Annotated in this window: 18 protein-coding genes; 13 read left to right on the top strand and 5 right to left on the bottom strand. The window is 56.2% G+C overall.

Annotated features, from left to right (window positions below; genetic code table 11):
* Nucleotides 1-171: 171 nt before the first annotated feature.
* The 5 genes from leuD to leuL form a co-directional block, all read right to left on the bottom strand.
* The gene (gene leuD, locus ACK13D_RS18970; protein ID WP_010253835.1) at nucleotides 172-777 is read right to left on the bottom strand and encodes a 3-isopropylmalate dehydratase small subunit; all 606 of its coding nucleotides are present in this window, start codon (nucleotides 775-777) and stop codon (nucleotides 172-174) included.
* Between the two features lie 3 nt (nucleotides 778-780).
* Nucleotides 781-2,187 (bottom strand): 3-isopropylmalate dehydratase large subunit, encoded by a 1,407-nt coding sequence (gene leuC / locus ACK13D_RS18965; RefSeq protein WP_010671818.1) that lies wholly within the window; start codon nucleotides 2,185-2,187, stop codon nucleotides 781-783.
* Nucleotides 2,188-2,191: 4 nt separating this feature from the next.
* Nucleotides 2,192-3,283, bottom strand: coding sequence for a 3-isopropylmalate dehydrogenase (gene leuB / locus ACK13D_RS18960; protein WP_313925550.1), 1,092 nt, complete (start codon nucleotides 3,281-3,283; stop codon nucleotides 2,192-2,194).
* Between the two features lie 2 nt (nucleotides 3,284-3,285).
* Nucleotides 3,286-4,848 (bottom strand): 2-isopropylmalate synthase, encoded by a 1,563-nt coding sequence (gene leuA / locus ACK13D_RS18955; RefSeq protein ID WP_010253843.1) that lies wholly within the window; start codon nucleotides 4,846-4,848, stop codon nucleotides 3,286-3,288.
* A gap of 89 nt (nucleotides 4,849-4,937) precedes the next feature.
* Nucleotides 4,938-5,021, bottom strand: a complete 84-nt coding sequence (gene leuL / locus ACK13D_RS18950; RefSeq protein WP_099257765.1) for a leu operon leader peptide — start codon at nucleotides 5,019-5,021, stop codon at nucleotides 4,938-4,940.
* 731 nt (nucleotides 5,022-5,752) lie between these two features.
* On the opposite strand from leuL, the gene ilvI reads away from it, so the two are divergent.
* The 13 genes from ilvI (at nucleotide 5,753) to murG (ending at nucleotide 20,665) form a co-directional block, all read left to right on the top strand.
* Nucleotides 5,753-7,474: an acetolactate synthase 3 large subunit gene (gene ilvI, locus ACK13D_RS18945; protein WP_010671820.1), complete on the top strand. Its 1,722-nt coding sequence runs from the start codon at nucleotides 5,753-5,755 to the stop codon at nucleotides 7,472-7,474.
* 2 nt (nucleotides 7,475-7,476) lie between these two features.
* Complete coding sequence (gene ilvN, locus ACK13D_RS18940) at nucleotides 7,477-7,968, top strand: acetolactate synthase small subunit (protein WP_010253849.1); 492 nt, start codon at nucleotides 7,477-7,479, stop codon at nucleotides 7,966-7,968.
* A gap of 196 nt (nucleotides 7,969-8,164) precedes the next feature.
* Nucleotides 8,165-9,175, top strand: coding sequence for a catabolite repressor/activator (gene cra / locus ACK13D_RS18935; protein ID WP_010253851.1), 1,011 nt, complete (start codon nucleotides 8,165-8,167; stop codon nucleotides 9,173-9,175).
* Between the two features lie 494 nt (nucleotides 9,176-9,669).
* Nucleotides 9,670-10,128, top strand: coding sequence for a division/cell wall cluster transcriptional repressor MraZ (mraZ, locus tag ACK13D_RS18930; protein WP_009092149.1), 459 nt, complete (start codon nucleotides 9,670-9,672; stop codon nucleotides 10,126-10,128).
* 2 nt (nucleotides 10,129-10,130) lie between these two features.
* Nucleotides 10,131-11,072 (top strand): 16S rRNA (cytosine(1402)-N(4))-methyltransferase RsmH, encoded by a 942-nt coding sequence (rsmH, locus tag ACK13D_RS18925; protein WP_010253859.1) that lies wholly within the window; start codon nucleotides 10,131-10,133, stop codon nucleotides 11,070-11,072.
* The gene (gene ftsL, locus ACK13D_RS18920; protein ID WP_003854764.1) at nucleotides 11,069-11,389 is read left to right on the top strand and encodes a cell division protein FtsL; all 321 of its coding nucleotides are present in this window, start codon (nucleotides 11,069-11,071) and stop codon (nucleotides 11,387-11,389) included. Before rsmH ends, ftsL begins: the two co-directional genes overlap by 4 nt.
* 16 nt (nucleotides 11,390-11,405) lie before the next feature.
* On the top strand, nucleotides 11,406-13,172 hold the full coding sequence (locus ACK13D_RS18915) for a peptidoglycan glycosyltransferase FtsI (protein ID WP_010671821.1): 1,767 nt from the start codon (nucleotides 11,406-11,408) through the stop codon (nucleotides 13,170-13,172).
* Entirely contained in the window at nucleotides 13,159-14,646 is a 1,488-nt protein-coding gene (murE, locus tag ACK13D_RS18910) for a UDP-N-acetylmuramoyl-L-alanyl-D-glutamate--2,6-diaminopimelate ligase (RefSeq protein WP_010671822.1), read from the top strand. Before ACK13D_RS18915 ends, murE begins: the two co-directional genes overlap by 14 nt.
* Nucleotides 14,643-16,001, top strand: a complete 1,359-nt coding sequence (murF, locus tag ACK13D_RS18905; protein ID WP_418796984.1) for a UDP-N-acetylmuramoyl-tripeptide--D-alanyl-D-alanine ligase — start codon at nucleotides 14,643-14,645, stop codon at nucleotides 15,999-16,001. The genes murE and murF overlap by 4 nt, the downstream gene beginning before the upstream one ends.
* The gene (mraY, locus tag ACK13D_RS18900) at nucleotides 15,995-17,077 is read left to right on the top strand and encodes a phospho-N-acetylmuramoyl-pentapeptide-transferase (protein WP_003854755.1); all 1,083 of its coding nucleotides are present in this window, start codon (nucleotides 15,995-15,997) and stop codon (nucleotides 17,075-17,077) included. The genes murF and mraY overlap by 7 nt, the downstream gene beginning before the upstream one ends.
* Nucleotides 17,078-17,079: 2 nt before the next feature.
* Complete coding sequence (murD, locus tag ACK13D_RS18895) at nucleotides 17,080-18,396, top strand: UDP-N-acetylmuramoyl-L-alanine--D-glutamate ligase (protein ID WP_010253876.1); 1,317 nt, start codon at nucleotides 17,080-17,082, stop codon at nucleotides 18,394-18,396.
* Nucleotides 18,396-19,610 (top strand): cell division protein FtsW, encoded by a 1,215-nt coding sequence (ftsW, locus tag ACK13D_RS18890; protein WP_010253879.1) that lies wholly within the window; start codon nucleotides 18,396-18,398, stop codon nucleotides 19,608-19,610. The genes murD and ftsW overlap by 1 nt, the downstream gene beginning before the upstream one ends.
* Nucleotides 19,607-20,665, top strand: a complete 1,059-nt coding sequence (gene murG / locus ACK13D_RS18885) for an undecaprenyldiphospho-muramoylpentapeptide beta-N-acetylglucosaminyltransferase (protein ID WP_192072986.1) — start codon at nucleotides 19,607-19,609, stop codon at nucleotides 20,663-20,665. Before ftsW ends, murG begins: the two co-directional genes overlap by 4 nt.
* The last annotated feature ends 16 nt before the right edge of the window (nucleotides 20,666-20,681 follow it).

Here is a 20,681-nt window from a genome sequence, read left to right as displayed (position 1 = left end):
AGGTACCGCGTGAGCGGCGCGAGGACGGCCCGGCAGCAGCAGAGGTGCGCTGGCCAGCACTGTGGCTTGCTCGGCCAGAAAAAAGGCTGCCACGTTTGACCGTGACAGCCTTTACAAATCTAATCTTAACTGATCAGCATTACGACCCAATGTCGCCCTGATTTTACTCAATTAGCGCAGGAAGGCGGGCTGATTCTGCTCATACTGCGAAATGGAGGCTTCGTGCTGCAGCGTCAGGCCGATGCTGTCCAGGCCGTTAATCATGCAGTGGCGGCGGAAGCTGTCGAGCTCGAACGAATAGACTTTATCGCCAGCGGTGACCGTCTGCGCTTCCAGGTCTACCGTAAAGCTGATGCCGGGCTGGTCCGCAACCAGTCTGAACAGCTCATCCACTTCCTCTTCGCTTAACTTCACCGGCAGCAGCTGATTGTTGAAGCTGTTGCCATAAAAGATATCCGCGAAGCTCGGCGCAATCACCACGTGAAAACCAAAATCGGTCAGCGCCCAGGGCGCATGCTCACGTGAAGAGCCGCAGCCAAAGTTTTCACGCGCCAGCAGGATACTGGTGCCTTTGAACTCAGGCTTGTTCAGCACAAAGCCGGGCGTTGGCACGGTGCCCGCGTCATCTTCAAAGCGCCAGTCGTGGAACAGATGCTGTCCAAAACCGGTGCGGGTGACCTTCTGCAAAAACTGCTTGGGAATGATCGCGTCGGTATCGACGTTCGCGGCATCCAGCGGCGCAACAATGCCGGTGTGCTGAGTAAATTTATTCGCCATGACTTAAGCTCCTGTCGTCAGTTCACGGATGTCGGCAAAGTGGCCGGTTACGGCAGCCGCCGCGGCCATTGCCGGGCTGACCAGATGAGTACGTCCACCACGGCCCTGACGGCCTTCAAAGTTACGGTTGCTGGTTGACGCGCAACGCTCGCCCGGATTCAGGCGGTCATTGTTCATCGCCAGACACATAGAGCAGCCTGGCAGACGCCATTCAAAGCCCGCTTCCAGGAAGATTTTGTCCAGACCTTCCGCTTCAGCCTGCGCTTTCACCGGGCCGGAACCCGGCACCACCATGGCGACCACGCCAGGCGCCACTTTGCGGCCTTTGGCGATGGCGGCGGCGGCACGCAGATCTTCGATGCGTGAGTTGGTGCAGGAGCCGATAAACACTTTATCAATCGCCACATCGGTCAGTTTGATGCCTGGCTGCAGGTTCATGTAGGCCAGGGCTTTTTCGGCTGAGGCGCGCTCAACCGGATCGGCGAACGAGGCCGGATTCGGGATCACCTGATCAACGGCAATGACCTGACCCGGATTGGTGCCCCAGGTGACCTGCGGTGCAATCTCTTCAGCATGCAGCGTTACCACCGCATCATATTTCGCGCCTTCGTCAGACTTCAGGGTGCGCCAGTAATCAACGGCCTGCTCCCATTTCTCACCCTGCGGCGAGAACTGACGACCTTTCAGATAGTTGAAGGTGGTCTCATCCGGTGCCACCAGGCCCGCTTTCGCACCCATCTCAATCGCCATGTTGCACAGGGTCATACGACCTTCCATGCTCAGCGCCTGAATCGCCGGACCGCAGAATTCGACCACATAGCCGGTTCCGCCTGCGCTGCCGGTTTTGCCGATGATCGCCAGCACGATATCTTTAGCCGTAATGCCGGTTGACGCCTGGCCCAGCACTTCAATCTTCATGGTTTTTGCCCGACCCTGTTTCAGGGTCTGGGTAGCAAACACATGTTCAACTTCAGAGGTGCCGATACCAAAGGCCAGCGAGCCAAACGCACCGTGAGTCGCGGTGTGCGAGTCACCGCACACAATCGTCATGCCCGGCAGCGTCATGCCCTGCTCAGGACCGATAACGTGGACGATGCCCTGGAACGGATGATTCAGGTCATACAGCTGTACGCCAAACTCAGCGCAGTTCTTCATCAGCTCCTGCATCTGAATACGCGCCATCTCGCCCGATGCATTGATATCTTTGGTCTGGGTTGAGACGTTGTGATCCATGGTGGCAAAAGTTTTGCCCGGCTGACGGACTTTACGTCCGTGCGCGCGCAGACCATCAAAGGCCTGGGGCGAAGTCACCTCATGGATCAGATGGCGATCAATGTAGAGTAACGGCGTTTCTTCTGGCGTTTCGTGGACGACATGTGCATCAAATAACTTCTGGTATAAGGTTTTCATTTTTTTATTTTTCCTCGGCGATAAAGCGGGCAATGATGCTGCCCATCTCATCTGTGCTGATCGCTGGGCCATCACCGGCTAAATCTTTGGTGCGATAGCCCTGTTCCAGCGCACGGCTGATGGCGCGTTCGATACTGTCGGCAGCCTCATCGGCATTCAGGCTGTAACGCAGCAGCAGCGACAGCGACAGGATCTGGGCGACCGGGTTGGCAATATTCTGACCGGCGATATCCGGCGCCGAGCCACCCGCGGGTTCGAACAGGCCAAAGCCTGCTTCATTCAGGCTGGCGGAAGGCAGCATCCCCATTGAGCCGGTGATCATGGCGCACTCATCAGAGAGAATGTCACCGAACAGGTTGGAGCAGAGCAGCACGTCAAACTGCGACGGGTCTTTGATCAACTGCATAGTGGCGTTGTCGATATAGATGTGGCTCAGCTGCACGTCCGGGTACTCTTTGGCCACTTCGTTGACGATTTCACGCCACATCACGGAGGTCTGCAGCACGTTGGCTTTATCAACCGAGGTGACTTTATTACGGCGTTTGCGCGCCGATTCAAACGCGATGCGGGCGATGCGCTCAATTTCGAAACGGTGATAAACCTCGGTATCAAATGCACGCTCTTCCGGGCCGCTGCCTTCACGTCCTTTCGGCTGACCAAAGTAGATGCCGCCGGTCAGTTCACGCACGCACAGAATGTCGAAGCCTTTGGCAGCAATGTCGGCGCGCAGCGGGCAAAACGCCTCCAGTCCGCTGTAGAGTGCAGCCGGACGCAGGTTACTGAACAGCTTAAAATGTTTGCGCAGCGGCAGCAGCGCACCGCGCTCTGGCTGCGATGCCGGCGGTAAGTGCTCCCACTTCGGGCCGCCAACGGAACCAAACAGGATCGCGTCGGCCTGCTCGCAGCCTGCAACCGTTGCGGGTGGCAGGGGTTCGCCATGCTGATCGATAGCAATGCCGCCGACCGCATACTCCTGGGTGGTGATCTGCATATCAAAGCGCTGACGAATGGCATCCAGCACTTTCATAGCCTGCGCCATCACTTCCGGGCCGATACCATCACCGGGTAAAACTGCGATATGAGATGAGCTGGACATGGTTATACGGTTTCCTTCTGGTCTTTAAATTTGCGCTGCAATTCTTGTTCAACCTGACGGGCACGCCAGATATTGTTCAGAGCGTTGACCATCGCTTTGGCGGAGGACTCCACAATATCGGTCGCCAGACCAATGCCGTGGAACTTGCGGCCGTTGTAGCTCACGACGATATCGACCTGACCCAGCGCATTCTCGCCGTGGCCTTTCGCGGTCAGCTTGTAGTTAACCAGCTCAGCGTCGAACTGGGTGATACGGTTAATCGCCTGGTAGACTGCGTCAACCGGGCCGTTACCGGTGGCTGCATCCGATTTAGCGACATCGCCGCAGCCCAGATTGACAGAGGCGGTGGCGGTGATGCTGGAACCGGTCTGGACGTTAAATTCGTGCAGCTGGAAATGTTCCGGCTCTTCATTCTGTTTGTTGATGAAGGCCAGCGCTTCCAGGTCGTAATCGAAAACCTGACCTTTTTTATCGGCCAGTTTCAGGAAGGCGTCATACAGCGTATCCAGATTGTAATCCTGCTCGGCATAGCCCATCTCTTCCATGCGATGTTTTACCGCCGCGCGGCCAGAACGTGAGGTCAGGTTCAGCTGGATTTTGTGTAAGCCGATCGATTCCGGCGTCAGGATTTCATAGTTCTCGCGGTTCTTCAGCACGCCATCCTGATGAATACCCGAGGAGTGAGCGAAGGCGTTAGAGCCGACCACTGCCTTGTTCGCCGGGATCGGCATGTTGCAGATCTGGCTGACCATCTGGCTGGTACGGTAGATTTCCTGATGATTGATATTGGTATGCACGTTCATGATCTGCTGGCGGGTTTTAATCGCCATGATCACCTCTTCCAGCGCACAGTTACCGGCACGTTCACCCAGGCCATTCATCGTTCCTTCCACCTGACGCGCGCCCGCCTGTACGGCAGCCAGGGCGTTGCCCGTTGCCATACCCAGGTCATCGTGGGTGTGAACAGAGATAATTGCTTTGTCGATGTTAGGAACGCGATTCATCAGCTCGCCGATGATGTGGGCATACTCGCCTGGCAGGGTGTAGCCAACGGTGTCCGGGATGTTGATGGTGGTGGCACCGGCGTTAATCGTGGCTTCTACCATCCGGCACAGGTCATCAATCGGGGTACGGCCGCCATCTTCGCAGGAGAACTCAACGTCGCTGGTGTAATTGCGCGCACGCTTCACCATATGCACCGCACGCTCAATCACTTCCGGCAGCGTGCTGCGCAGTTTGGTGGCGATGTGCATCGGTGAGGTAGCGATAAAGGTATGAATACGGAAGGCTTCGGCAACGCGCAGTGATTCGTACGCCGCATCAATATCTTTTTCCACACAGCGTGCCAGACCGCAAACCCGACTGTTTTTAATGGTGCGCGCAATGGTCTGCACAGACTCAAAGTCGCCCGGTGAGGAGACCGGGAAACCGACTTCCATCACATCCACGCCCATGCGCTCCAGCGCTAAAGCAATCTGCAATTTTTCTTTCACACTCAGGCTGGCCTGTAATGCCTGCTCACCGTCGCGCAGAGTGGTATCGAAAATAATGACTTGCTGGCTCATCGTAATCATCCTTATGCTTTTTCTGGCCTGGCAACGAGCATAAAAAAACCCGCGACAGGCGCGGGTTTTTAACTTTCAGCAGGTTTGAATCAGTGTTTGATTCCGCCCACAAGTCTACCGCGCAAGCTGAGTGCGTTTAGTAGTAGACCGAGAAGGCGAACAGAACGAAACATGGATTCAAACCTTATAAAATGTTGTGCTGTACATATTGGTACTGGAATCACTCAGGGATGTCAACCTTCAATGCAGGGGTATTCTTAGTGGTGTCAGAGGAAGATATTCTGTTATTTAACGGTCAGGCAGCGTAATGAACAGCGCCGTAGTGGCTGCGGAGGCAATCGACCCGGGGATTAGCACTGATTCTGCGGGTCTTTGATTTTATTATGTTGAAAATTAAAGACTTTATCGGGAGGGTGTCTCACGAGGATGCAGGATATATCACCTGCTCTTTAGCATAATCGAATGCGCTTCAACGATTTACTGGTTAATTACGCCAGAAAAGAAAAGTGTCAGGCGATTGTGGGCCAGGGCAGCCGGGTAATAAGTTTTCGTTATTTCTTAGATCACGCTGAAAATAATTTCTTAATCAGCATTTTCCTCTGCGGTTCTGCCGCGTAATTAGTTTAATCCGCGCAGCCAATTCTTATCGGGCAGAGCCTTTACGCCCCTGCCTTTTAATTTACGTGGGTTTGCGGTTTGCCTGCCCGGTTAACTGCGGTTATGGTAATCGACCTACTCTCAGAAAAATAAACTCAACAGATTTCTCTGTAACCGGACAGCGGCAGTTGTTTCCGCTGTCATGCATAAACATAAGATTTTGATTGGCAAAGCAGGCACCAGGGCTCTGTGGTACGCTCTAACGGGCGTATTAACAGAGCCGGGTCCGCAAGCCTGGAGGCAGAAGATGGAGATGTTGTCAGGAGCCGAAATGGTCGTCCGTTCGTTAATCGATCAGGGCGTTAAGCAGGTATTCGGTTATCCGGGTGGCGCAGTGTTGGATATCTATGATGCGCTGCAAACCGTCGGGGGTATCGATCACATTCTGGTGCGTCATGAGCAGGGTGCGGTGCACATGGCTGACGGCCTGGCGCGCGCCACTGGTGAAGTCGGCGTGGTGCTCGTCACCTCCGGACCCGGCGCAACCAATGCGATTACCGGTATCGCCACCGCCTATATGGACTCGATTCCGCTGGTGATCCTCTCGGGTCAGGTTCCCTCGTCGCTGATTGGCTATGACGCCTTTCAGGAGTGCGACATGGTCGGCATCTCTCGTCCGGTAGTGAAGCACAGCTTCCTGGTGAAAAGTACCGAAGAGATCCCAACCGTGTTGAAAAAGGCGTTCTGGCTGGCTTCCACCGGACGTCCGGGGCCGGTGGTGATCGATCTGCCGAAAGATATTCTGAATCCGGCCAACAAGTTGCCTTATCACTGGCCGGATACGGTGAGCATGCGCTCCTACAATCCGACTATTCAGGGCCATAAAGGTCAGATTAAGCGTGCGCTGACCACGTTGCTGGCCGCGAAGAAGCCGGTGATCTACGCCGGTGGTGGTGCCATTACCGCAGGCTGCGAAGCCGAACTGTTAAAGCTGGCCGAAAGCCTGAATATTCCGGTGACGACCTCGCTGATGGGCCTGGGCGCGTTCCCTGGCACTCATCGTCAGTGCGTTGGCATGCTCGGTATGCACGGCACGTACGAAGCCAACATGACGATGCACAATACCGACCTGATTTTTGGTATTGGTGTGCGCTTCGATGACCGCACCACCAACAACCTGGCGAAGTATTGTCCCAACGCCACGGTGATGCATATCGATATCGACCCGACCTCTATCTCTAAGACGGTGGCGGCGGATATCCCGATTGTGGGTGATGCGAAGCAGGTGCTGCAGCAGATGCTGGAGTTACTGGCGCAAAGTGAAAGCCAGCGCGCTGAGAGCCTGCACGACTGGTGGCAGGAGATTGAGGGCTGGCGCAGTCGTCACTGCCTGGAATTTGATCGCACCAGCGACAAAATCAAGCCGCAGGCAGTGATTGAAACTATCAGCCGTCTGACCAAAGGCGATGCGTATGTGACGTCGGATGTGGGCCAGCACCAGATGTTTGCTGCGCTCTATTATCCTTTCGACAAACCGCGCCGCTGGATCAACTCCGGCGGTCTGGGCACCATGGGCTTTGGCCTGCCCGCTGCGCTGGGTGTGAAGATGGCGCTGCCGGACGAAACAGTCATCTGCGTAACGGGCGATGGCAGTATCCAGATGAACATTCAGGAGCTTTCCACCGCGCTGCAGTACGATCTGCCGGTGCTGGTGCTGAACCTGAACAACCGGGTGCTGGGCATGGTGAAGCAGTGGCAGGATATGATCTACTCCGGTCGTCACTCCCAGTCTTATATGGAGTCACTGCCTGACTTCGTGCGTCTGGCGGAAGCCTACGGCCACGTCGGGATCGCGATTGAGCACCCGGCTGAGCTGGAAGAGAAGCTGGCGCTGGCGCTGGAAACCCTGGCGAAGGGACGTCTGGTATTTGTGGATGTCACCGTTGACGGTAGCGAGCATGTTTACCCGATGCAGATTCGCGGTGGCAGCATGGATGAGATGTGGTTGAGCAAAACGGAGAGGACATAATTATGCGTCGTATTTTATCAGTTCTGCTGGAGAACGAATCCGGCGCATTATCCCGTGTCGTCGGCCTGTTCTCACAGCGCGGCTATAACATTGAGAGCCTGACCGTGGCACCAACGGATGATCCTACGCTGTCGCGGATGACCATTCAGACGGTGGGCGATCAGAAGGTGCTGGAGCAGATTGAAAAGCAGCTGCACAAGCTGGTAGATGTGCTGCGCGTTACCGAGCTGGGGCAGGGCGCCTATGTTGAGCGCGAAATCATGCTGGTGAAGATTCAGGCGAGCGGTTATGGCCGCGAAGAGGTGAAGCGTAACGCCGAGATCTTCCGCGGTCAGATCATCGACGTGACGCCGACGCTGTACACGGTTCAGCTGGCAGGCACCAGTGACAAACTGGACGCCTTCCTGAATACCGTTCGCGATGTGGCCGAAATTGTTGAAGTGGCACGCTCCGGTATCGTCGGCGTTTCACGCGGCGATCGTATCATGCGTTAATCACGCAGCGTCATCATCAATCCTCACCTAACCCGGCGAAATGCCGGGTTTTTTTATTTTTTATGCGCCAGGCGAGTTACATTCAGAAAAGCGGTTGCTCCGCGCACTTTTCTGCTGTTAGATGATAGCCATGAGTTATCCATAGCTTAACTGCGGCTATTTCTGCCGTAAAAGCGGATTTGATGGTGGGGTTATCGTGAAACTGGATGAAATTGCGCGTTTGGCAGGCGTGTCGCGCACCACGGCCAGTTATGTGATCAATGGCAAAGCGCGGCAGTATCGTGTCAGCGACAAAACCGTTGAGAAAGTCATGGCGGTGGTACGTGAGCATAATTATCACCCCAATGCGGTGGCTGCCGGGCTGCGCGCCGGGCGTACGCGCTCAATTGGGTTAGTGATCCCCGATCTGGAAAATACCAGTTATACCCGTATTGCGAACTATCTTGAGCGGCAGGCCCGTCAGCGCGGCTATCAGCTGCTGATCGCCTGTTCTGAAGATCAGCCCGATAACGAGATGCGCTGCATTGAGCATCTGTTACAGCGCCAGGTCGATGCGATCATCGTCTCTACCTCGTTACCGCCAGAGCATCCCTTTTATCAGCGCTGGATCAACGATCCCCTGCCGATTATTGCGTTAGATCGCGCGCTGGATCGTGAACATTTCACCAGCGTAGTGGGTGCCGATCAGGACGATGCCCATATGCTGGCGGCTGAACTGCGTCAGCTTGAGGTCAAAAATGTGCTGTTCCTCGGTGCGTTACCCGAGCTGTCGGTAAGTTTCCTGCGCGAGCTGGGTTTCCGCGATGCATGGAAAGACGATCCCCGGCCGATTGACTATATCTACTGCAATAGCTTCGAACGCACAGCCGCCGCGGCACTGTTTGAACAATACCTTGAAGATCACCCGATGCCCGAGGCGCTTTTTACCACCTCATTTGGCTTGCTGCAGGGTGTGATGGATGTGACGCTGAAACGAGACGGACGGCTTCCGACCGAGCTGGCCATCGCCACCTTTGGCGACCACGAATTACTGGACTTTCTTGAGTGTCCGGTGCTGGCGGTGGGTCAGCGTCATCGCGACGTGGCAGAGCGCGTGCTGGAATTAGTTTTAGCCTCGCTGGATGAACCCAGAAAACCAAAACCCGGGTTAACCCGCATTCGCCGTAATTTATACCGTCGCGGACAATTAAGCCGAAAAGTTAAATGAGCCACGGGCAGTATTACGCTGCCCGCCCATTTTATTTAACGATTTAACTGATTAAATAAACAGGTCGACGTAAAAAAGCGTAAATTCTGCTCATCAAATCTAACAAAGCAGAAAGGGTTATTTTTATTATCTGCTTACAACTTCAACAAACTTACTTTCCCGTCTGGCCTTAAGCCGCTGGGCTTCCTTTCGGAAATCCCCTAAAATGCCGCCGCTGTCTCAGAAACCACGATTAATATTTAGCACTTTACATTGTTTCATTTTTAGTCGTTTTTTCCCGGGTCGTTTTTTTTATTCAGGTATTCATCGGCTTAATTTTTACTTTCCCCTTTTATTCGTTTATATCGTCGCCAGAGATTAATTCTTCACTCTGTAAATAGTGATATTCACCTGCCGCTCCGGCTTGACAAGGATTTCATGGGATCCTTAAACTCGTTTCGTGGTAAAAAGTGGGATAAAGTGGCGTAAATGGGTGATGAGGAGAAGAGACTGGCATGTTCCGCGGAGCAACGTTAGTCAATCTCGACAGCAAAGGGCGGCTCGCCGTACCCACGCGATATCGCGATTTGCTGATTGGGGAGTCTCAGGGGCAGATGGTCTGTACCATCGACCTCCACCAGCCATGCCTGTTGCTTTATACCCTGCCCGAATGGGAAATCATTGAAAAAAAGCTGGCACGCCTTTCCAGTATGAATCCACTTGAGCGCCGCGTGCAGCGTTTGCTGCTGGGGCATGCCAGTGAATGTCAGATGGATAATGCAGGCCGCCTGCTGCTGGCGAATACGCTTCGGCAGCACGCAAAATTAACCAAAGAAGTGATGCTGGTTGGACAGTTCAATAAATTTGAGCTGTGGGATGAACAGACCTGGTATCAACAAGTCAGGGACGATATTGACGCAGAACAGTCGGCTCAGGAGCCTTTATCTGAGCGGCTGCAGGACTTGTCGCTATAGCTATGCAGGAAAATTTCAAACATACCACCGTGCTGTTGGATGAGGCGGTTAACGGCCTCAATATCAGGGAAGACGGTATTTACATCGACGGCACTTTTGGTCGTGGTGGCCATTCACGCCTGATTCTTTCGCAGCTGGGAGAGAAGGGAAAGCTGATCGCCATCGATCGTGATCCGCAAGCTATCGCCGCTGCCGCAGAGATCACCGACCCGCGTTTTTCAATTATTCATGGCCCTTTTTCCGCGCTGGCAGAGTATGTCTCTGAACGGGATCTGGTCGGAAAGATTGACGGCATTTTGCTGGACCTGGGGGTTTCATCACCGCAGCTGGATGACGCCGAACGTGGCTTCTCCTTTATGCGTGACGGACCGCTGGATATGCGAATGGACCCGTCGCGCGGGCACTCCGCCGCAGAATGGTTGCTGCACGCAGAAGAGGCGGATATCGCGTTTGTCCTGAAGACCTACGGTGAAGAGCGATTCGCCAAACGCATCGCCCGGGCCATTGTCGAGCGTAATCGCGAACAGCCGATGACCCGGACCCGGGAACTGGCTGAGGTGATCTCAATCGCCATGCCGGTAAAAGATAAGTTTAAGCATCCGGCCACGCGCAGCTTCCAGGCGATTCGTATCTGGATTAACAGCGAACTGGAAGAGATCGATATTGCCCTGAAAGGCGCTGTTGAAGTGCTGGCTCCGCAGGGCCGTCTCTCTGTTATCAGCTTCCATTCACTGGAAGATCGGCTGGTGAAGCGCTTTATGCGCGATCAGAGTCGCGGGCCGCAGGTGCCGCCTGGGATTCCCATGACTGAACATCAGCTGCGTGCCCTGGGTGGGCGTGAACTGAAGTTGCTCGGCAAAATGTCGCCGGGTGATGCTGAAGTCTCTGAGAACCCACGTGCGCGCAGCTCGGTATTACGTATCGCGGAGAAAACCGACGCATGATCGGTAATGAGCGTCACAGTCTGCCTGCCGTTATCGGCGGGGATCTGCTGCGAAAAGGCAAGATTCCGGTGCTGTTGCTGATCGCTGTGGTGGTTTCTGCCGTGCTGGTGGTGACTACCACCCATAAAACACGACTGTTAACCGCGCAGCGCGAACAGCTGGTGCTGGAGCGTGACGCACTCGATATCGAGTGGCGCAACCTGATCCTGGAAGAGAATGCACTGGGCGATCACAGCCGTGTTGAACGCATCGCCACCGAGAAGCTGCAACTGCAGCACGTTGATCCTTCACAAGAAAATATCGTGGTGCAGAAATAAGGACCTCAGATAGCGAATGAGCGGCACAGGCAGAACGCTGAAATTGAAGAAACCGGAAGATAAAGCCAGCTTTGTAAGCTGGCGTTTTGCGTTGCTGTGCGGCTGTATTTTACTGGCGCTGGGTGGATTGCTGTCACGTGTGGCCTGGCTGCAGGTGATTAATCCTGGCAAGCTGGTAAAAGAGGGCGATCTGCGCTCGCTGCGTGTTCAGGCGGTGCCCACCTCACGCGGCATGATCAGCGATCGCGCCGGACGCCCGCTGGCAGTCAGCGTGCCGGTCAACGCTATCTGGGCCGATCCCAAAGAGCTGCACGCCGGTGGCGGCGTGACGCTGGACAGCCGCTGGAAGGCGCTTTCCGATGCGCTCTCTATTCCCCTTGATCAGCTGGCCGCCCGCGTGAATGCCAATCCCAAAGGCCGCTTTGTCTATCTGGCGCGCCAGGTCAATCCGGCTATCGGCGACTACGTTAAAAAACTCAAACTTCCCGGTATTCATCTGCGCGAAGAGTCGCGCCGTTACTATCCTGCCGGACAGGTCACCTCCCATCTCATTGGCTTTACCAACATCGACGGGCAGGGCATTGAAGGCATCGAGAAGAGCTTTGATAAGTGGCTGACCGGTGCACCCGGCGAGCGGACGGTGCGCAAAGATCGGTATGGTCGGGTCATCGAGGATATCTCTTCGGTGGACAGCCGGGCCGCTCATAACCTGACGCTGAGCATCGATGAGCGGTTACAGGCGCTGGTTTACCGTGAACTGAATAACGCCGTTGCCTTTAACAAAGCGGAATCGGGTACGGCGGTGCTGGTGGATGTCAATACCGGTGAAGTGCTGGCGATGGCCAACAGCCCGGCTTACAACCCGAACAATCTCGGCAACACGCCAAAAGATCTGATGCGTAACCGCGCCATCACCGACATTTTCGAACCTGGCTCTACCGTGAAGCCGATGGTGGTGATGACGGCGTTGCAGCGTGGTGTGGTGAGAGAGAACAGCGTCCTGAATACCGTGCCGTACCGCGTCAATGGTCATGAGATCAAAGATGTGGCGCGCTACAATGAATTGACCCTGACAGGGGTTTTACAGAAGTCGAGTAACGTCGGTGTTTCACGTCTGGCGTTAGCGATGCCTTCCTCAGCGCTGGTAGAAACTTACGCGCGCTTTGGACTGGGCAAACCGACCAATTTGGGGCTGGTCGGGGAAAGCAGTGGCTTATACCCTAAAAAACAACGGTGGTCTGACATAGAGAGGGCCACCTTCTCTTTCGGCTACGGGCTAATGGTAACGCCGTTACAGTTAGCGCGAGTCTACGCAACGATTGGCAGCTATGGCATTAATCGCCCGCTGTCGATCACCAAAGTGGATCCGCCCGTCGCGGGACAACGCGTTTTCGATGAGTCACTGGTGAAAACCGTGATGCACATGATGGAAAGCGTGGCACTGCCCGGTGGCGGGGGCGTCAAAGCGGCAATCAAGGGTTATCGCATTGCGATAAAAACCGGTACGGCGAAAAAGGTCGGGCCGGACGGACGCTACGTCAATAAATACATTGCCTACACCGCAGGCGTCGCGCCTGCCAGTCATCCCCGATTCGCGCTGGTGGTGGTGATCAACGATCCCCAGGCCGGCAAGTATTACGGCGGTGCGGTCTCCGCTCCGGTATTTGGAGCCATCATGGGTGGCGTACTGCGTACCATGAACATCGAGCCGGACGCGTTACCGACCAATGACAAGAATGAGCTGGTGACTAACAGAAGTGAGGAATCAAGTGACAGATCGTAACCTGCGCGATTTACTCGGCCCCTGGGTGCCAGGCGCGCCGGCGCGCCCACTGCGTGACATGACCCTGGATAGCCGCATTGCGGCTTCTGGCGATCTGTTTGTCGCTGTTGCAGGCCATCAGGTTGATGGACGCCGTTTCATTCCGCAGGCAATTGCGCAGGGCGTTGCCGCTGTGGTGGCGGAGGCTGAGGGTGAAGCGGTCGACGGCGAAATCCGTGAAATGCACGGCGTACCGGTTATCTATCTGGCGCAGCTGCATCAGCGCCTTTCGGCCCTGGCAGGCCGTTTTTATCAGCAGCCGGGCGAAAAACAGAAGCTGATTGGCGTCACTGGCACCAACGGTAAAACCACCACCACCCAGCTGCTGGCGCAGTGGGCGACGCTACTGGGTGAGACCAGCGCGGTGATGGGCACCGTCGGAAATGGGCTGGTAGGTCACTTAGCGGCGGCAGAAAATACCACGGGTTCAGCGGTTGATGTTCAGCATCTGCTGCACGATCTGGCTGAAAAAGGGGCGACCCTGACCGCAATGGAAGTCTCGTCACACGGACTGGTTCAGCATCGCGTCGCTGCGCTGCCGTTTGCCGCAGCGGTCTTCACCAATCTCAGCCGCGATCACCTCGATTACCACGGTGATATGCAGAGCTATGAGTCAGCTAAATGGCTGCTCTTTTCTGAGCATCAGGTCGGGCAGGCGATTCTTAACGCGGATGACGAAGTCGGTCGTCGCTGGCTGGCGCGCTTACCTGATGCCGTTGCGGTCACCATGGAGGATAACCTCCAGCCGGGCTGCCACGGGCGCTGGCTTAAAGCCGATGCGGTGGATTACCACGATAACGGCGCACATATTCGTTTCAGCTCCAGCTGGGGCAACGGCGAAATCGACAGTCCGCTGATGGGTGCCTTCAACGTCAGCAATCTGATGCTGGCGCTGGCGACGCTGCTGTCACTGGATTATCCGCTGGCGACGCTAATCAGCGTTGCACCGCAGTTGCAGCCGGTCAACGGGCGTATGGAAGTGTTCAGCGCCGCAGGAAAACCGACGGTTGTCGTGGATTATGCCCACACCCCGGATGCGCTGGAAAAAGCGCTGGAAGCGGCACGTCTGCACTGCAAAGGAAAACTCTGGTGCCTGTTTGGCTGCGGCGGTGACCGTGACAAAGGCAAACGCCCGTTAATGGGCGCGATTGCTGAGCAATATGCGGATGTGGTGGTGATTACGGATGACAATCCGCGCAGCGAAGATCCGCAGGCGATTGTAAAAGATATTCTGACCGGTTTGCTGGACCCAGGCCGCGCCCGCGTGGTCTCTGGTCGTGCGCAGGCGGTCACTAACACTATTATGCAGGCGCAGCCCGACGATATCGTGCTGGTGGCTGGCAAAGGCCATGAAGATTATCAGATCATCGGCAATCGCCGTCTCGACTACTCCGATCGTGCCACCGTTGCGGCACTGCTGGGAGGCGTTGCATGATTCCGGTTTCATTAAAAACCCTGGCGGAGATCACCGGCGGCACGCTGCATGGCAGCGATTTAACGCTGAGTGACGTGACCACCGATACCCGCAAAGTCACGGCGGGCAGCCTGTTTGTTGCGCTGGTGGGCGAACGCTTTGATGCGCACGACTTCGCCGGCGATGCCATTGCGAATGGCGCACAGGCGCTGCTGGTAAGTAAGCATTTACCTGTCGCTGTGCCACAGGTGGTGGTTGAAGATACCCGTCTCGCCTTTGGCAGGCTGGGCGCATGGGTTCGTCAGCAGTCGAACGCCCGTGTAGTGGCGCTGACCGGCTCCTCCGGCAAAACCTCGGTTAAAGAGATGACGGCGGCGATTCTGCGTGAGTGTGGCGAAACGCTCTACACCGCAGGCAATCTTAACAACGATTATGGCGTACCGATGACGCTGCTGCGGCTGACCGCAGAACATCAGTATGCGGTCATCGAACTCGGTGCCAATCATCAGGGCGAAATCGCCTACACCACCGGACTGGTTCAACCGGAAAGCGCGCTGGTGAATAACCTGGCCGCGGCGCATCTGGAAGGCTTTGGTTCGCTGGCCGGTGTTGCTAAAGCCAAGGGCGAGATTTTCCAGGGCTTACCGGCTCACGGCATTGCGATTCTGAACGCAGAGAGCAATGACTGGCCCAACTGGCAGCGCACGCTGCAGGATAAAACCGTGTGGCGTTTCTCACCGCAGGCGGCAGAGTGTGAATTCTCCGCCCGTGATATCCGCATTGCTCAGGATGGTACTCATTTTGTGATGATAACGCCGCGTGGCGAAGCTGAGATCGTGCTGCCATTGCCGGGTCGGCATAACATCGCCAACGCCCTGGCGGCGGCGGCACTGGCTCTGTCAGTGGATGCACCGCTTAGCGCCGTTCAGCAGGGGCTGAAAAGCCTGCAGTCGGTGCCAGGTCGTTTGTTCCCGGTTCGCCTCTCTGCGCATCAGCTGCTGCTGGATGACAGCTACAACGCTAACGTCGGTTCGATGACAGCAGCTGTTCAGGTCCTGTCAGAGATGCCGGGTTACCGGGTGCTGGTCACGGGTGATATGGCGGAACTGGGTGAAGAGACCGAAAGTTGTCATCGCGAAGTGGGGCAAGCGGCACGTGATGCAGGCATTGATCGCGTGCTGAGCACCGGAAAATTCAGCCATTTCATCAGTGAAAGCAGTGAAGTTGGCGAACATTTCAGCGATAAGACTGCGCTGACTGAACGTTTGCGTCAATTGTTGTCCGAACACTCAGAAATTACCGTCCTGATAAAAGGTTCACGTAGTGCCGCCATGGAGCAGGTAGTACAGAGCTTAAAGGAGAAAGGAACATGTTAGTTTGGCTGGCCGAGCATCTGGTCGCTTTTTATTCGGGATTTAACGTCTTTTCCTATCTGACGTTTCGCGCCATTGTCAGCCTGCTGACCGCGTTATTCATCTCTCTCTGGATGGGGCCGCGCCTGATCGCCTGGCTGCAGAAATTACAGATTGGTCAGGTCGTCCGTAACGATGGCCCGGAATCGCATTTCAGTAAGCGCGGCACGCCGACCATGGGCGGCATCATGATTCTGACCTCCATCACCATTTCGGTGCTGATGTGGGCATATCCGTCGAATCCTTATGTATGGTGCGTGCTGTTCGTGTTAATCGGCTTTGGCATCATCGGCTTTGTCGATGACTACCGCAAAGTGGTACGCAAAGACACCAAAGGCCTGATCGCCCGCTGGAAATATTTCTGGATGTCGGTGATTTCGCTGGGCGTCGCGTTCGGGCTCTATGCGGCGGGTAAAGATACCCCCGCGACCCAACTGGTCGTGCCCTTTTTCAAAGACATCATGCCGCAGCTAGGTCTGTTTTATGTGCTGCTGGCTTACTTTGTGATTGTCGGAACGGGTAATGCGGTCAATCTGACCGATGGCCTGGATGGGCTGGCGATTATGCCAACCGTCTTTGTCGCCGCGGGCTTTGCGCTGGTTGCCTGGGCCACCGGTAACGTGAAGTTTGCTGAATATCTGCACATTCCCTATCTGCGTCACGCCGGTGAGCTGGTGATTGTCTGTACCGCCATTGTCGGGGCAGGGCTGGGCTTCCTGTGGTTCAACACCTATCCGGCTCAGGTCTTTATGGGCGACGTGGGTTCGCTGGCACTGGGCGGCGCGCTGGGCACCATTGCGGTGTTGCTGCGTCAGGAATTTTTACTGGTGATCATGGGCGGCGTATTTGTGGTTGAAACGCTGTCGGTGATCCTGCAGGTGGGATCGTTTAAGTTGCGCGGCCAGCGTATTTTCCGCATGGCGCCGATCCATCACCACTATGAACTTAAGGGCTGGCCGGAACCGCGCGTCATTGTGCGCTTCTGGATTATTTCGCTAATGCTGGTGCTGATTGGCCTGGCCACGCTGAAGGTGCGTTAATCATGGCTGACTATCGGGGTAGAAAAGTCGTCATCATCGGGCTGGGCCTCACCGGGCTCTCCTGTGTTGATTTCTTTTTAGCGCAGGGCGTAACGCCTCGCGTGATGGACACCCGTGTCTCGCCGCCGGGGCTGGATAAATTGCCCGGGCAGGTTGAACGCCATCTGGGCGGCATCAACGGCGACTGGCTGCTGGCGGCCGATCTGATTGTTGCCAGCCCCGGCGTCGCGCTGGCGCATCCGATTCTCAGCGAAGCCGTCGAAGCCGGCATCGAAATTGTCGGTGACATTGAGCTCTTTTGCCGCGAGGCGCAGGCGCCGATCGTGGCGATCACCGGCTCCAACGGTAAAAGCACGGTGACTACGCTGGTGGGTGAAATGGCGAAAGCCGCAGGCTGGCAGGTGGGCGTCGGCGGCAATATTGGTCTGCCCGCGCTGAGTCTGCTGCAGTCACCGGCGCAACTCTATGTACTGGAACTCTCCAGTTTTCAGCTGGAGACCACGCACAGTCTGAAAGCCGCGGCGGCAACCATACTTAACGTCAGCGAAGATCATATGGATCGCTATCCGCTGGGTATGCAGCAGTATCGCGCCGCTAAGCTGCGGGTCTATGAAAATGCACAGGTCTGCATCGTTAATGCCGATGATGCCCTGACGATGCCGGTACGCGGCGCGGACACCCGCTGCGTCAGCTTTGGTGTCGATTTCGGGGACTACCACCTTAACAAGCAGCAGGGCAGTATCTGGTTGCGGGTGAAAGGCGAGAAGGTCCTGAACACGGCCGAAATGAAGATGGTGGGACAGCACAACTACACCAATGCGCTGGCTGCGCTGGCGCTGGCCGATGCGGTGGGTCTGCCACGCGCCTCCAGTCTGGCCGCCTTAACGCACTTTAACGGTCTGGCGCATCGCTTCCAGCTGGTCCATGAGCATCAGGGCGTGCGCTGGATCAATGACTCCAAAGCCACCAACGTCGGCAGCACCGAAGCAGCGCTGAATGGCCTGCAGGTGAAGGGAACGCTGTGGCTGCTGATGGGCGGTGATGGCAAGTCGGCCGATTTTACGCCGCTGATCCCCTGGCTGCAGGGCGACAATGTGCGCCTTTACTGCTTTGGTCGCGATGGCGATGCGCTGGCGGCGCTGCGTCCTGAAATCGCCGTGCGCACTGAAACCATGCGCCAGGCGATGGAGCAGATTGCGCCGCAGGTTAAAGCAGGCGATATGGTTCTGCTGTCGCCAGCCTGTGCCAGCCTTGACCAGTTCCGAAACTTTGAGCAGCGCGGTGAGCAGTTCGCGCAACTGGCGAAGGAGCTGAGCTGATGCGTATTCCTGGTGCCGGACTGGCGGGATATTTCTCAGGACGCCTGAAAGACTGGGTCATGGGCGCACGCGAAAGTGATGACTCTTCGCTGGTGCTCTATGACCGCACACTGCTATGGCTGACGCTGGGCCTGGCGGTGATTGGTTTCGTGATGGTGACGTCGGCTTCAATGCCGGTGGGTCAGCGTCTGAATGACGATCTCTTTTATTTTGCCAAGCGCGATGCCTTCTACATCGTGCTGGCTGTATGTATGGCGCTGGTCACGCTGCGGGTGCCGATGGACTTCTGGCAGCGCTACAGCAACGTGATGCTGATGGTCACGGTCGCGATGCTGCTGATTGTTTTGGTAGTCGGTAGCTCGGTTAACGGTGCATCGCGCTGGATCGCGCTGGGTCCGCTGCGTATTCAGCCTGCAGAGCTGTCGAAGCTCTCTCTGTTCTGCTATCTCGCCAGTTATCTGGTGCGCAAAGTGGAAGAGGTGCGTAACAACTTCTGGGGCTTCTGTAAGCCGATGGGCGTGATGGTGGTGCTGGCCGTGTTACTGCTGGCGCAGCCGGATCTCGGTACGGTGGTTGTGCTGTTTGTGACGACTTTGGCGATGCTGTTCCTGGCGGGGGCCAAACTGTGGCAGTTTCTGGCAATCATCGGTTCCGGCATCTTTGCGGTGATCCTGCTGATCATTGCAGAACCCTACCGTATGCGCCGTGTGACCTCGTTCTGGAACCCGTGGGAAGATCCCTTTGGTAGCGGCTACCAGCTGACCCAGTCACTGATGGCATTTGGTCGTGGGGAATTCTGGGGCCAGGGGCTCGGTAACTCCGTGCAAAAGCTGGAATATCTGCCCGAAGCGCATACCGACTTTATTTTCGCCATCATCGGGGAAGAACTCGGCTACGTCGGTGTGGTAATGGCACTTTTAATGGTATTCTTCGTCGCTTTTCGTGCGATGTCGATTGGCCGTCGTGCTCTGGAACTGGATCAGCGTTTTTCCGGCTTTTTAGCCTGTTCAATCGGAGTCTGGTTCAGCTTCCAGGCGCTGGTTAACGTCGGTGCAGCAGCCGGTATGTTACCGACCAAAGGTCTGACCTTACCGCTGATCAGTTACGGTGGGTCAAGTCTGATCATTATGTCGACTGCCATCGTCTTTTTATTACGCATAGATTATGAAACGCGCCTGGCGAAAGCGCAGGCGTTTACCCGAGGTGGTCGATGAGCGGTAAGCGATTGATGGTGATGGCAGGTGGAACCGGCGGACATGTCTTTCCCGGTCTGGCTGTCGCCCATCATCTGATGGAACAGGGCTGGCAGGTCCGCTGGTTAGGCACTGCCGACCGTATGGAAGCCGATCTGGTGCCAAAGCACGGCATCGACATCGACTTCATCCGCATCAGCGGATTACGTGGTAAAGGCATGAAGGCGTTGCTGCTGGCACCGCTGCGCATCTTTAATGCATGGCGTCAGGCCCGTCGCATCATGAAAGCCTGGCAGCCGGATGTCGTGCTGGGCATGGGGGGCTACGTTTCCGGTCCTGGCGGCTTAGCGGCCTGGAGTTGCGGTATTCCGGTGGTGCTGCATGAGCAGAACGGTATTGCCGGGCTGACCAATAAATGGCTGGCGAAAATCGCTACGAAAGTATTGCAGGCGTTTCCGGGCGCGTTTCCCGCCGCCGATGTGGTGGGAAATCCGGTTCGCACTGATGTACTGGCACTGCCTTTACCCGCGCAACGTCTGGCAGATCGTCATGGCCCGATACGGGTGCTGGTGATCGGTGGCAGTCAGGGGGCGCGGATACTGAACCAGACGCTGCCGCAGGTTGCCGCGCTGGTGGGTGATGAGATCACCCTGTGGCATCAGACCGGTAAAGGGTCGTTGCCCGAAACAGAGAAAGCTTATCAGCAGGTCGGGCAGACGCAGCACAAGGTGACCGAGTTTATTGATGACATGGCTGCCGCCTACGCCTGGGCTGATGTGGTGGTGTGCCGCTCCGGCGCGTTAACCGTGAGCGAAGTCGCTGCCGCTGGCTTACCGGCGATTTTCGTGCCATTTCAGCACAAAGATCGCCAGCAGTACTGGAACGCGCTGCCGCTGGAGAAAGCGGGCGCCGCCAGAATTTTTGAGCAGCCGCAATTTACTGCGGAGGCTTTAGCGGATCAGCTACGCCACTGGGATCGCGCAACACTGCTGACGATGGCTGAGCAGGCCCGTCAGGTGGCGATCCCCGATGCGACTGAACGGGTCGCTCAGGAAGTGGCTCGCGCCGCAAAGTAATCATTCCGGTCAGCGT

It is taken from the genome of Pantoea sp. K16 (assembly GCF_048452805.1).
Classification (GTDB): Bacteria; Pseudomonadota; Gammaproteobacteria; order Enterobacterales; family Enterobacteriaceae; genus Pantoea; species Pantoea agglomerans.
This window is presented reverse-complemented; position numbering and strand designations above follow the sequence as displayed.